Here is a 12364-nt window from a genome sequence, read left to right on the forward strand (position 1 = left end):
ACCGGGCTAAAGATCCCCCATCAGGTGCTCAACCAGCAGCGGAATCGGTCTTCCCGACGCCACGCTTCTGCCGTTCTCACGCCACAGCGCCGTCCCGCTGATATCCAGATGTGCCCATGGGATCGCCGGCGGACAGAAGTGATGCAGCAGCCACGCCGCCGAGGCGCTTATCGCTGCATTGTTAGTCGGTGTGTTGCACAGATCGGCAATCGCGCTGTCGGTCTGCTTTTTCAGCCGTGCGTCCAGCGGCAGAGACCACACCTCGTCACCGCTCCGTTTTCCTGCCTGCGTCAACGCGGCGCGCAGCGGTTCATCCTGGGTCATCAGCCCGCTCAGCTCATACCCCAGCGCTTTCACCACTGCGCCCGTCAAAGTCGCCATATCAATGATGTAGCGGGCCTGCGGGTACCGCTGGCTGGCCCAGGCAATGGCGTCAGCCAGCACCAGCCGGCCCTCGGCATCGGTATTATTGATTTCAACGGTGGTGCCGTTACAGGCTGTTGCCACCGTGCCGGGCTGCATGGCGTCGGGGCCGATGGCGTTTTCCGCCAGCGCCAGCACGCCCATGATGCGCACGGGTAATTTCAGCTCCGCAACGGTCAGCATCAGCCCCAGTACGTTGGCCGCGCCGCACATGTCATATTTCATGGTGTACATGCCCGCGCCTTCCTTCAGCCACAGGCCGCCGGTGTCAAAGGTAATGCCTTTTCCCACGTAGCAGCGCATCGGGCCGTCGTTGGCACCATCATAATGAATAGCCAGCAGACGCGGCGGGCAGGTCGCCCCTTTGCCAACGGCGTGCAGCAGTCCAAGACCCTGCTCAGCAATATCTTTTTCGTTCAGCACCTCGCAGCGCAGGGCTGGCGGCACACAGTTTTTGCGCCTCTTCCACCACAAACTGCGGCGTGCAGCGGTCGGACGGCATATCCGCCAGACGTCGCGCCGCGATCATGCCGAGCGCAATGGCCTGCTGCTGGCGGAAGGTCGTCTCCAGCTTCGCCTGCTGTTCCGGCAGGCAGAGGGCAGTGATGCAGGTAAGACGCACCGCTTCGTCCGTCTTCTTCAGCTTCAGGTCACTGAGCCTGTGCGCCTGATTAAAGAGAAAACGCAGCACCTGCGCCAGCACCACATCGTCGATATCCGTCACGTCCAGCACGAGTTCGGCGCTGGCGGGGGCGGTAAGCAGCGGTCGCAGGGCGGTGAGCAACCCTTCGGTCAGGGCGTCATGCCAGATCGTGTCCGGCAACAGAGTAATGCGCGCAAACGGCGCGCAGCCAAAGCGCGCGTCCGCGACGGTGCTCTGCTGGCGCATTTCAGCGATAAGAGCGCTATCCAGTAACAGGGAACTGTCAGCGCGCGCAATCAAATGGCTGTTCGGCTTCGCGTCTGAAAGCGCGTTGATAAACTGGTAAGTGATCATCATGATTCCTCAATCGGCGCGCGGATCCGTGCGGCATAGGCTTGCATCCACTCCTCATCTACCGCGTGATAGTGCGTTTTCTCCCGCAGGCGTTCAGTACGAAAAACGGTGAGGGGCTGGCGAGCCGTCGCCACCACGAACGAGAAGGTTTTTATGTTGGTCGCGGCGCCAAATTCTCCTTTGCTGTTCATGCACACCACGGAGAGATCGCCCGCGCGACCGAAGCGCGACATCAGCTTGTCTTCCAGTTCGAATACGACTGAATCCGCCGCCTGCTGCGGCGTCATCCCTTGCGCCATCCGGCGAACGATTTCGTAGCTGGTACAGCCCTTCATCAGGTCTTCACCGACGCCTGTGGCGGTGGCCGCGCCGGTTTCGCTGTCGCAGTAAAAGCCGGAGCCGATGATGGGTGAGTCACCGAGGCGACCACGTTTTTTCATAAACAGGCCACTGGTGGAGGTGGCGACGCTCATCGAACCCTGTTTATCAAGGCCAATGATGCCGACGGTGTCATGTCCGTCGTAGGGGCTTAACCCCTTATCCAGCGTTTCGCGGCAGCGCTTGCGGTAGTGCTGCATGGCGCGATCCGTGAGCATGGTTTTGTCGGCAAAGCCCTGGCTCAGCGCCCATTCGCGCGCGCCCTGGCCGACCAGCAGGCTGTTATAGCGTTGACGGCTGAGCGCGTGCGCCACGCGCACCGGGTTGGCGATATCCACCAGATTCCCCACGGCGCCGAACGCCAGCGTGTCGCCGTCCATATAGGCCGCGTCCAGCTCCACCTCGCCGTTTTCGGTCGGCAGGCCACCGTAGCCGACGGATTTATACAGCGGAAAGTCTTCCACGGCAGCGACGGCATCGACCACCGCCGAAGCGACCGGTTTTCCCGCCGCCAGGGCAGACGCGGATTCCGTTACCCCTTCAAGTGCCATTCGCCAGGTTGCGATAATTCCCCACATGCTTTACTCCTGTTTTGCAAGGGTGGTGTCGGGTTGCGTAGCGGTAGTCAGCTCCGCGGCGCGGTACTGTTTATCCACGATACGCATGAAAGGCAGGTACAGCATGGCGCCAATCAGCAGGTTGATCAGCTGCATCACGCTGCCGCTCAGGTGCCCGGTGACGATAAAGCCGCTGATAACCGGCGGCAGCGTCCAGGGAATAAACACCCCGGTGGTGACGGCGACCGCGCCAATTTTCATCGCCGCATACTGCACGGTGACCAGCACCAGCGGCACCAGATTAAACGGGATGAGCATGATCGGGTTCATGATCACCGGCAGGCCAAACAGGATCGGTTCGTTGATGTTAAATACCGAGGCTCCTGCGCCGAGGCGCGCCACCTCACGCATGTTTTTGCTGCGGGCGAAAATCAGCATCGCTATCACCAGCGACAGCGTGGCGCCCGCGCCGCCCATCCAGATCATGTCAAAAAACTGTTCGGTGATGATGTGCGGCGGCGTCGTTCCCGCCTGAATCGCGGCGATGTTGTCGGTCTGGTTTTCCATCCACAGCGGGCGAATAATGCCGTTGATCATCGAACCGGAGTTAATGCCCACTGACCACAGAATGGTGATACTGAATACGGTCATCAGCGCACCGAAATAAGAGGTACCGTAGTGGCGCACCGGGGTGGCAACCACTTCATAAATAAACTGGTGGATGGTGTGGTAGTGGGTGTTTTCGAAGATGATGCGGATAATAAGCACCAGAATCATCACCAGCAGGGCCGGGATCAGCGCCGCGAACGACTCCTGCACCGCCGGTGGTACGCCGTCCGGCATTTTGATGACCAGCTTTTTGCGCTTCAGCCAGCAGAACAGTTCCGTCCACAGCAGGGAACCGATCATCGCCACAAACAACCCTTTGCTGCCAATCCACTCCACTGGCATCACGGTAATGCCGCCGTTTTCCGCCACTTTGATAAAGGGCGTCAGGATCAGAAACGCAACCAGCGCCAGGATGCCGCAGGAGATGCGGTCCTCGCCATAATGCTCAGCCAGGCGGTAGGCCACCAGGAAGCTGATAAACAGCGACATGGTTGAGAATACCGCGTTGAATGGAATCTCTATAATCGCACTCCAGCTCTCACCAAAGGCCTGAGACATAAACTGCTGATAGGCCTGATTCGGGAAGGAGGAGATCACCAGCAGGATGGAGCCGACGATGATAAACGGCATGAATGAAACGTAGGCCCCACGAATGGCCCCAAGATGACGCTGCTGGGCCGTTTTCGCCGCCAGCGGCATCAGTTTTGCTTCAAGAAATCCCAGAACATTGTTCATTGTGAACTCCGTACAAGATTGAGAGGTGTTGTTTATGTTATGTCTGTGGATTATCAGTGAAGCGCGGCGAGCGAAAGGTGAAATCGGTCACAAAGCATTCGCTGTTCTACTATAAATCTCATAAGATTAGTTGCGGAGAGAGACGCGATGGAAATCAAACTGCATGCTAACGCCACCACCACACCGCGTATCCGTCGCTATCTTCAGCAGTCAGATAAAAGCGACAGAGAGCTAGCTGTTGAACTGGGGATCTCGGTCACCACCGTCAGGCGCTGGCGCAACCGCGACCAGGTTTCGGATAACCACACAACGCCAAAAGTGATACACAAAGCATTGAGACAAGAGCAGGCGGCACTGATAAATGCCCTGCGGGATATCACTGGGGCACCGCTGGATGAACTGCTGCTGCTGGTGAATGACGGACTCGGGATCGCCGTTTCCCGCGCGACCCTGAACCGCTACCTCAAACCGGCTTCGGTAAGACAAAAGGGGGCGTCGTTGCAGGGCAAAAAGGCACTGAAGGCCGGTATCATGCCGCAGAAGCTACTTCTGCATCATCAGCCGCTATCGCTGCATATGGACGACGGTGGGGAGCAACACCTGCTCTGGGCGCGTGAACCCGTCAGCGGCTGGTGCTACGCCCGGCTTTATGCCGGTGTCTCGCCGCAGTTGCTGACCCGCTGGACGAACGAGGTGCTGGCTGCATGTCCGGCTGATATTCAATCTATTGAGACTTTTGGGCTGGCAGTGAACTTGCCGGAGCATAACGTCACCGTAAAAGTGCATTCACAGTATTATCTTGCCCTTCAGGTCACCGTGCCGTTACGTGAGATCATTCCGCGCGTGAATAGTGAACCGGCGGGAGAACTGTTGATCCAGTTGTGTGAATTTTTCAACCGGGGAAAAGCGCAGAAAAAGCTGGGGGAGAGTACGCCGCAGGCGTTTCTGGAAGCGCTGCGGCGTAACGATTAGAGGATCCCGAGTACGTCTTCCGGCGGACGGCCGATACGCGCCTTGCCGTTCGCCACGACAATCGGGCGCTCAATCAGCTTTGGATTGTCGACCATCGCCTGAATCAGCCGATCTTCAGTGAGACTGGTATCGTTCAGATTGAGCGATTTATACAGATCTTCTTTCTGACGCATCAGCTCGCGTGCGCTGCCCATGTTCAGCATCTTCAGCAGCTGGCGGATCGTCTGCGCGTCCGGGGGCGTCTCCAGATACAACACCACTTCCGGATCGATGTCGTTAGACTTCAGCAAATTCAGAGTCTCGCGGCTCTTGGAGCAGCGAGGGTTATGGTAAATTTTTACCGCGTCTGTCATGACTTCTCCTTTATTACATCTTCTCGTACGGCTTAAAGCGTTGTTGCAGGCCACGCAGCTGGTCGATTCGCGCATCGTAGCGGGCCTGTTGCAGGCTGCCGAGCTTCACCTGTGAGCTGGCGCTGCTTAGCAGGGAAATGGCCTGATCGAGGCGCCCCGCCAGCGCCAGACCTTCCGCACGCGCGGCCAGCTCCTGATCGCGATTACCCAGTTGCCCCTGGGCCTGGGCGAGCAGCTCCCAGCCGTTCTGGTCATCTTTATTGTTAAAGGTATAGCGGTTCAGAATGGTCACCGCCTCGCCGGGCTGGCCGCCCTGTAAGTAGGCGTTCGCCAGGTTAAGTTGCAATACCGGATTGTTGCGAATGTCTTTCGCCCCTTTCAGACGGTTGATCGCATCGGTCGCTTTTTTCTGTCCTAAATCGATATCGGTTGCGAGGTCGAGATACCACGGATTGTCAGGCGCCGACGCCAGCAGCGGCTGTAGCGCTTTACGCGCTTCATCGTACTTGCTGGCCTCCATCGCCTGGAGTGCCTGACCATACTGCGCGGCGTTCTTCTCGCGCACGTTGCCTTTCGCCAGCGCGTCCAGCAGATCGCTGGTGAGCTGATTACGTCCGGAGTTGTACATGCCAAGCGTTCTCACTTTGGCCATGTAGAAATCCTGCGAGGACTGCACGACGACCGGACGCATCTGGTTAGCACGGTTACGCGCATCCGAGAGACGGCTTTCCGGCAACGGGTGGGTCAACAGAATTTCAGGCGGGCGCGACGAGTAGCGTGCCTGGTCGAGCAGTTTTTCCAGGAAGCTCGGCATGGCCTGCGGGTCAAAGCCGGAACGCTGTAAAACCTGAATGCCGATGCGGTCTGCTTCCTGCTCGTTCTGCTGGGTAAAGCTGATCATCCCCTGACGCGTTCCCGCCAGCGTCCCGGTAAGCGCCGCCATTCCGGCCTGCGGGCTGGCCATCGCCAGCAGAATAGAGCCCAGCGCGCCCACCCAGGTCAGGGGGGCGTTACGCTTCTGATCTTCCATCGCACGCGCCAGATGGCGCTGGGTGACGTGCGAAATTTCGTGCGCCATGACGGACGCCAGCTGGCTTTCGTTATCGGAATAACGGAACAACGCCGAATGCAGCACCACGTTCCCGCCAAAGAAGGCGAAGGCGTTGATTTCGTCGTTATTGATTAAATAGAAGTGGAAGGGCGTTTTTACCGAGTCTGCGTGCGCCACCAGTCGCATCCCCAGACCGTTGATGTACTGCACCAGCAAAGGGTCGTTAATCAGCGGAGCACTGCCGCGCAGCTGGCGTACGTAATAATCACCCATCTGCATCTCCTGCCCGATGGAGAGCGTGCTTCCTGCCGTGGTGCCCATGTCCGGCAATGAATCGGACGAGTCAGCGAAAGCGGGCAACACCTGACCCACCGTCACGGCGGCAATCAGTGTCGCAACCAGTGTTTTTCTCAACTGCCTGAACATAACCACTGTCCTGTATGTTGGATGTGCTAATTTGACCGATGAACCCGCATAACGTTCATCTCCGCTGCTCTGCGAGTGTAGCCGTGTTAAGAGATGAAGAAAATCCCATTCATCAGGGTTTTGCGAAACCTGACAGTGAAACAAAAAGGAAAGTCTTTTTTGTGACAGTTAGATACAATTCACCGTCTCACTCCCGCCATTCGATTCAGGGAAGGGTTGTATGCTCGAAATGTTAATGCAGTGGTATCGGCGTCGGTTTAGCGATCCGGAAGCCATTGCTTTGCTGGTCATTCTGGTTGCCGGATTCGGTATCCTGTTCTTCTTTAGTGGCCTGTTGGCACCGCTTCTGGTGGCAATTGTGCTGGCGTATCTGCTGGAGTGGCCCACCGCGCGTCTGGAACATATCGGCTGTTCCCGTCGCTGGGCGACCAGCATTGTCCTGGTGCTGTTTGTCGGCATTCTGCTGCTGATGTCCTTCGTGGTGATGCCCATCGCCTGGCAACAGGGGATCTACCTGATCCGCGACATGCCCGGCATGCTGAATAAACTGTCTGATTTTGCCGCCACGCTGCCGCGCCGCTATCCTGCGCTGATGGACGCCGGGATCATCGATGCGATGGCCGAAAACATGCGCGCCCGCATCATGACCATGGGTGACTCGGTGGTGAAATACTCTCTGGCCTCGCTGGTGGGGTTGCTGACGCTGGCGGTTTACCTTGTTCTCGTGCCGCTAATGGTGTTTTTCCTGGTCAAAGATAAAGAGCAGATGCTGAATGCGGTGCGCCGCGTGCTGCCGCGCAATCGCGGTCTCGCAGGACAGGTCTGGCAGGAGATGAACCAGCAAATCACCAACTACATTCGCGGCAAAGTGCTTGAGATGATTGTGGTGGGCGTGGCGACCTGGATTGGCTTCGTGATTTTCGGGCTGAACTACTCGCTGCTGCTGGCGGTGTTGGTCGGATTCTCGGTTCTGATCCCGTATATCGGCGCGTTTGTGGTGACCATTCCGGTAGTCGGTGTGGCGCTGTTCCAGTTTGGTCTGGGTACGGAGTTCTGGAGCTGTTTCGCCGTATACCTGATTATTCAGGGACTGGACGGGAACCTGCTGGTACCGGTGCTGTTCTCAGAAGCAGTTAACCTGCATCCGTTGGTGATTATCCTGTCAGTGGTGATTTTCGGCGGGCTGTGGGGATTCTGGGGCGTGTTCTTCGCCATTCCGCTGGCGACGCTGATTAAAGCCGTGGTCCACGCGTGGCCGGATGTGCCGGCGGTGGAAGAGAAGTAGATTTAGTGCGGGCTGATGCCCTCACCCCAACCCTCTCCCACGGGGCTGAGGGATCCCCAGTAATTTTTTTATGCAGAAGCAATAAAGTTGCTTTCTAAATGACTGAGGGCTGTCAGCGATGCCCTGGTCCGGCTGTAAATCGCTGAGGCGTTTGCCTTCCGGCCGGGGCGAGGCGCAGGGATGCGCCGAGAGGGCGGCTTTACAGGGACGTTGCCTCCGCCCGTACCCGATAAGCCGGAAGGAATAAGCCGAGGGCACCGCGAAGCGGCGATTTACCGCCGGGAGCCCGGGTCGCCAGGGTGGTGGCGACTGAGCCACCCTGGCACGTTCACCGGTCATATCGTTACAGAGTAGCAAGGAACATAAAGTGAACGGAATGACCACCACCGCCGTATGTTCCCCTCACCCTAACCCTCTCCCCGGAGGGGCGAGGGGATTGCTCAGTGCTCGCATTAATTTGTGGGGAACCCTCAGCCCACGGGGAGAGGGGGCAAACACCAAAAACGGCAACCTGGGTTGCCGTTTTGCTGTTTATCAGGCGCTTTGTTTCAGCCAGTTCAACACCACGTCGTGGTGGTTGCTGGTTTTGAAATCATCAAACACGTGCTCAACTTTACCGTCAGCGTCAATCAGGAAGCTGATGCGGTGAATACCGTCGTACGTTTTGCCCATAAAGGACTTCTCACCCCAGACGCCAAACTGCTCGCAAACCTGGTGGTCTTCATCGGAAAGCAGCGTGAAGTTCAGCAGCTCTTTTTCCGCAAAACGTGACAGCTTCTCTGGTTTATCGGTGCTGATGCCCAGCACTTCCACACCGACCTTTTTCAACTCATCCATGTTGTCGCGTAAACCGCAGGCCTGTACGGTACAGCCCGGGGTCATGGCTTTCGGGTAGAAATAGACCAGAACACGCTGTCCCTGGAAGTCGGTCAAATTTACTTGCTCGCCGTCTTGATCCGGTAAGCTAAATTTCGGTGCGATATCACCGGCTTTCAGTGGGTTCATTACTCAACTCCATCCTGTTCGTGCTGCGAATAATCGACGACGCTTATACTGCCTTGCGCGTGTAATTCTGTACAGAGGGCTTTGAACGCTTGCTCGATATTTGACGCATCCTGCGAGGCAGGGCTGTGGGCGGTAATTTGAATAAACAGCGTCGGGATGGCGTTTTCATCGCCAGGCTGCGTGCGGGAAACCAGTTCGGCAATGTTCATCTGATGGCTGTCAAACAGTGCCGTAAAACGTTCAATCAAATGAGGTGAATCAGGCACTTCAACCTGTACCCAGACTGTGGCAGGCAGAGCCGGACGCGGGCGCGCGGTGGTGCGCTTCATCACAATCAGTAAATCCAGCTCTGCGCCTTTCAGCGGCAGGGTAGATTCGATGAGGGTAATGGCATTCCATGTTCCGGAAAGCAGCATGATGAACGTGAATTCTTCGCCAAGCATAGCCAGCCGGCTGTCTTCGATATTGCAGCCGCAGCTGCTCACGTGGCGAGTGATGGTATTCACGATACCCGGCCTGTCAGCACCCAGCGCAGTGATAACCAGGTAATGTTGTGATGAGGTTGTCAAACCTGTTCTTCCTTTGCGTGGTTAAGTCTTCCTAAGGAAAGCATAAAAAAAACATGCATACAACCGCCTGAGAGCCTCAGGTCGCTTGCTTTTATTACAGTTCCAAACGTAACATTGAGGCTCTTGTTCGCACAGAGGATGGCTCATGTTCACGGGAAGTATTGTCGCGCTTGTTACACCGATGGATGAAAAAGGTAATGTCTGCCGGTCAAGCATGAAGAAGCTCATTGATTACCATGTCGCCAATGGAACCTCGGCGATCGTTTCGGTAGGGACTACCGGTGAATCCGCCACGCTGAGCCACGAAGAGCACGGCGACGTTGTGATGCTGACCCTGGAACTGGCGGACGGGCGTATTCCGGTCATCGCGGGTACGGGCGCAAACGCAACGGCAGAGGCCATTAGCCTGACTCAGCGTTTTAACGACAGCGGCATTGTTGGCTGTCTGACGGTGACCCCTTACTACAACCGCCCAACTCAGGAAGGTTTGTTCCAGCATTTCAAAGCCATCGCTGAACATACTGACTTGCCACAAATTCTGTATAATGTGCCGTCCCGTACCGGTTGCGATATGCTGCCGGAAACCGTTGGCCGTCTCTCGAAAGTAAAAAATATTATCGGGATTAAAGAGGCGACAGGGAACTTAAGCCGCGTTCATCAGATCAAAGAGCTGGTTTCAGACGACTTTATCCTGTTGAGCGGTGATGATGCGACCGCACTGGACTTTATGCAGCTCGGTGGTAACGGCGTTATTTCCGTGACGGCGAACGTGGCGGCGCGTGATATGGCTGACATGTGCAAACTGGCCGCAGCCGGTCACTTTGATGAAGCTCGCGTGATTAATCAGCGTCTGATGCCGTTGCATAATAAATTATTTGTCGAACCCAATCCGATCCCAGTGAAATGGGCATGTAAGGAGTTGGGGCTTGTAGCAACCGACACGCTGCGTCTGCCAATGACACCGATTACCGACCATGGTCGTGAAATTGTCGCTGGCGCGCTGAAGCATGCCGGTTTGCTGTAAAGTTTAGGGAGATTTGATGGCTTATTCAGTACAGAAGTCGCGCCTGGCCAAGGTTGCGGGTGTTTCGCTTGTTATGCTCCTCGCTGCCTGTAGTTCAGACTCGCGCTACAAGCGCCAGGTGAGCGGTGATGAATCCTATCTGGATGCGCCGCCGCTTGCTGAACTTCACGCGCCTGCCGGCATGATCCTGCCGATCCAGAACGGTGATTATAATATTCCGGTTACCAACGGCAGCGGCCTGGTGGGTAAAGCGCTCGATATTCGTCCACCAGCTCAGCCTCTGGCGCTGGTGAGTGGCGCGCGCACGCAGTTCACCGGTGATACAGCTTCTCTGCTGGTGGAAAGCGCACGCGGTACCACGCTGTGGCCGCAGGTTGTGAGCGTCATTCAGTCGAAAAACTATACGATTGATAAACGCGACGACGCCAGCCAGACCTTAACCACCGACTGGATTGAGTGGAACCGTCTCGATGAAGACCAGCAGTATCGTGGTCGTTATCAAGTCTCCGTTAAGCCGCAGGGTTATCAGCAGGCGGTTACCGTTAAGCTGTTGAATCTTGAGCAGGCAGGTAAACCGGTTGCCGATCCGTCCGCCATGCAGCGCTACAGTACCGAAATGCTGAACGTGATTGCAGCGGGTCTGGATAAGAACGCTGCTGATGCCGCAAACGCCGCGCAGAACCGTAACGGTTCAACGTTTGACGTGCAGAGCGGTGCAGACGATACCGGCCTGCCAATGCTGGTGGTGCGTGCGCCGTTTAACCAGACCTGGCAGCGTCTGCCAGCCACGCTGGAAAAAGTGGGCATGAAGGTGACCGACAGCACCCGTTCAACGGGCAGCATCACAGCGACCTATAAGCCGCTGTCTGAAAGTGCCTGGCAGGAGCTGGGGGCAAGCGATCCACAGCTGCCTTCCGGTGACTACAAAATCCAGGTCGGCGACCTCGATAACCGCAGCAGCCTGCAGTTTATCGATCCGAAAGGACACACGCTGACCCAGGCGCAGAACGATGCGCTGGTCGCTGCCTTCCAGGCCGCATTCAGCAAATAATAGTGAGGGCTGGTTAATCCAGCCCTTTTTATTTTCGTGCCACGCAAACGTGTGCGTGGCATAATATAGCCAGTTTTGAATACAAATCATCACACCAGGAGTAATGAAGATGCAGAAGCAAGCTGAGTTGTATCGTGGCAAAGCGAAAACCGTATACAGCACGGAAAACCCGGATCTGTTGGTGCTCGAATTCCGCAATGATACGTCAGCAGGAGACGGCGCACGCATTGAGCAGTTCGATCGTAAGGGCATGGTGAACAACAAGTTCAACCACTTCATTATGACCAAACTGGCCGAAGCCGGTATCCCGACTCAGATGGAAGCGTTGTTGTCCGATACGGAATGTCTGGTAAAAAAACTGGATATGGTGCCGGTTGAGTGCGTGATCCGTAACCGTGCCGCAGGCTCCCTGGTGAAGCGTCTGGGCATTGAAGAGGGTATCGAACTGAATCCACCGCTGTTCGATCTGTTCCTGAAAAACGACGCCATGCATGACCCGATGGTCAACGAATCCTACTGCGAAACCTTCGGCTGGGTCAGCAAAGAGAACCTGGCGCGCATGCAGGAACTGACCTACAAAGCCAACGACGTGCTGAAAAAGCTGTTTGATGACGCGGGCCTGATCCTGGTCGACTTCAAGCTGGAGTTCGGTCTGTACAAAGGCGAAGTGGTGCTGGGCGACGAGTTCTCTCCTGACGGCAGCCGCCTGTGGGACAAAGAGACGCTGGATAAAATGGACAAAGACCGTTTCCGCCAGAGTCTGGGTGGCGTGGTCGAAGCGTACGAAGCGGTTGCTCACCGTTTAGGCGTTAAGCTCGACTAAACTGCGCATTTGCCAAAGGATGTTGGCATCCTTTGGCGTCTTATCCTTGTTTACTATGGTAATCCTTTCATTAACCGCCTACGATCATAGCTATTATAAATGGAAT

The 12364-nt window shown here is 56.4% G+C and carries 11 protein-coding genes and 1 pseudogene; 5 read left to right on the forward strand and 7 right to left on the reverse strand.

Features of this window, described 5'->3' with window-relative positions; genetic code table 11:
• Nucleotides 1-6: 6 nt before the first annotated feature.
• The 3 genes and pseudogenes from SK51_RS10575 to celB form a co-directional block, all read right to left on the reverse strand.
• Nucleotides 7-1420: pseudogene (locus tag SK51_RS10575) on the reverse strand (leucyl aminopeptidase family protein).
• On the reverse strand, nt 1420-2376 hold the full coding sequence (locus SK51_RS10580) for a glycosylasparaginase (protein WP_023306684.1): 957 nt from the start codon (nt 2374-2376) through the stop codon (nt 1420-1422). Before SK51_RS10580 ends, SK51_RS10575 begins: the two are co-directional and overlap by 1 nt.
• 3 nt (nt 2377-2379) lie before the next feature.
• Nucleotides 2380-3699 (reverse strand): PTS cellobiose transporter subunit IIC, encoded by a 1320-nt coding sequence (celB, locus tag SK51_RS10585; protein ID WP_023306683.1) that lies wholly within the window; start codon nt 3697-3699, stop codon nt 2380-2382.
• Nucleotides 3700-3846: 147 nt separating this feature from the next.
• On the opposite strand from celB, the gene SK51_RS10590 reads away from it, so the two are divergent.
• Nucleotides 3847-4671, forward strand: a complete 825-nt coding sequence (locus tag SK51_RS10590; protein ID WP_023306682.1) for a hypothetical protein — start codon at nt 3847-3849, stop codon at nt 4669-4671.
• On the opposite strand, the gene arsC is transcribed toward SK51_RS10590, so the two are convergent.
• Nucleotides 4668-5024 carry an arsenate reductase (glutaredoxin) gene (arsC, locus tag SK51_RS10595; RefSeq protein ID WP_023306681.1) on the reverse strand — a complete coding sequence of 119 codons (357 nt, stop codon included), beginning with the start codon at nt 5022-5024 and terminating at the stop codon, nt 4668-4670. The genes SK51_RS10590 and arsC overlap by 4 nt on opposite strands.
• 13 nt (nt 5025-5037) lie before the next feature.
• Nucleotides 5038-6501, reverse strand: a complete 1464-nt coding sequence (gene bepA, locus SK51_RS10600; protein ID WP_003860547.1) for a beta-barrel assembly-enhancing protease — start codon at nt 6499-6501, stop codon at nt 5038-5040.
• A 220-nt stretch (nt 6502-6721) separates the two neighbouring features.
• On the opposite strand from bepA, the gene SK51_RS10605 reads away from it, so the two are divergent.
• Nucleotides 6722-7786 carry an AI-2E family transporter gene (locus SK51_RS10605; RefSeq protein WP_003860546.1) on the forward strand — a complete coding sequence of 355 codons (1065 nt, stop codon included), beginning with the start codon at nt 6722-6724 and terminating at the stop codon, nt 7784-7786.
• A gap of 534 nt (nt 7787-8320) precedes the next feature.
• Here the strand turns inward: SK51_RS10605 and bcp are convergent.
• Nucleotides 8321-8791, reverse strand: a complete 471-nt coding sequence (gene bcp, locus SK51_RS10610; protein ID WP_022648972.1) for a thioredoxin-dependent thiol peroxidase — start codon at nt 8789-8791, stop codon at nt 8321-8323.
• Nucleotides 8791-9360, reverse strand: coding sequence for a glycine cleavage system transcriptional repressor (locus SK51_RS10615; protein WP_000213743.1), 570 nt, complete (start codon nt 9358-9360; stop codon nt 8791-8793). The genes bcp and SK51_RS10615 overlap by 1 nt, the downstream gene beginning before the upstream one ends.
• 145 nt (nt 9361-9505) lie before the next feature.
• Between SK51_RS10615 and dapA the strand changes: the two genes are divergently transcribed.
• The 3 genes from dapA to purC all read left to right on the forward strand — a co-directional run bounded on the left by dapA (nt 9506) and on the right by purC (nt 12258).
• Nucleotides 9506-10384, forward strand: coding sequence for a 4-hydroxy-tetrahydrodipicolinate synthase (dapA, locus tag SK51_RS10620; protein ID WP_003860542.1), 879 nt, complete (start codon nt 9506-9508; stop codon nt 10382-10384).
• Nucleotides 10385-10400: 16 nt separating this feature from the next.
• Nucleotides 10401-11435, forward strand: a complete 1035-nt coding sequence (gene bamC, locus SK51_RS10625; RefSeq protein ID WP_022648971.1) for an outer membrane protein assembly factor BamC — start codon at nt 10401-10403, stop codon at nt 11433-11435.
• Nucleotides 11436-11544: 109 nt separating this feature from the next.
• Nucleotides 11545-12258, forward strand: coding sequence for a phosphoribosylaminoimidazolesuccinocarboxamide synthase (purC, locus tag SK51_RS10630; protein ID WP_001171626.1), 714 nt, complete (start codon nt 11545-11547; stop codon nt 12256-12258).
• Nucleotides 12259-12364: the final 106 nt, after the last annotated feature.

The sequence above is a fragment of the Enterobacter sp. MGH85 genome (genome assembly GCF_001037655.1).
In the GTDB taxonomy this organism is placed as follows: Bacteria; Pseudomonadota; Gammaproteobacteria; order Enterobacterales; family Enterobacteriaceae; genus Enterobacter; species Enterobacter intestinihominis.

Bases quoted from the DNA above. Each gene is read 5' to 3' on its own strand.
- SK51_RS10580 (WP_023306684.1), bottom strand. From the start codon at position 2,376: ATGTGGGGAATTATCGCAACCTGGCGAATGGCACTTGAAGGGGTAACG.
- celB (WP_023306683.1), bottom strand. From the start codon at position 3,699: ATGAACAATGTTCTGGGATTTCTTGAAGCAAAACTGATGCCGCTGGCG.
- SK51_RS10590 (WP_023306682.1), top strand. From the start codon at position 3,847: ATGGAAATCAAACTGCATGCTAACGCCACCACCACACCGCGTATCCGT.
- arsC (WP_023306681.1), bottom strand. From the start codon at position 5,024: ATGACAGACGCGGTAAAAATTTACCATAACCCTCGCTGCTCCAAGAGC.
- bepA (WP_003860547.1), bottom strand. From the start codon at position 6,501: ATGTTCAGGCAGTTGAGAAAAACACTGGTTGCGACACTGATTGCCGCC.
- SK51_RS10605 (WP_003860546.1), top strand. From the start codon at position 6,722: ATGCTCGAAATGTTAATGCAGTGGTATCGGCGTCGGTTTAGCGATCCG.
- bcp (WP_022648972.1), bottom strand. From the start codon at position 8,791: ATGAACCCACTGAAAGCCGGTGATATCGCACCGAAATTTAGCTTACCG.
- dapA (WP_003860542.1), top strand. From the start codon at position 9,506: ATGTTCACGGGAAGTATTGTCGCGCTTGTTACACCGATGGATGAAAAA.
- bamC (WP_022648971.1), top strand. From the start codon at position 10,401: ATGGCTTATTCAGTACAGAAGTCGCGCCTGGCCAAGGTTGCGGGTGTT.
- purC (WP_001171626.1), top strand. From the start codon at position 11,545: ATGCAGAAGCAAGCTGAGTTGTATCGTGGCAAAGCGAAAACCGTATAC.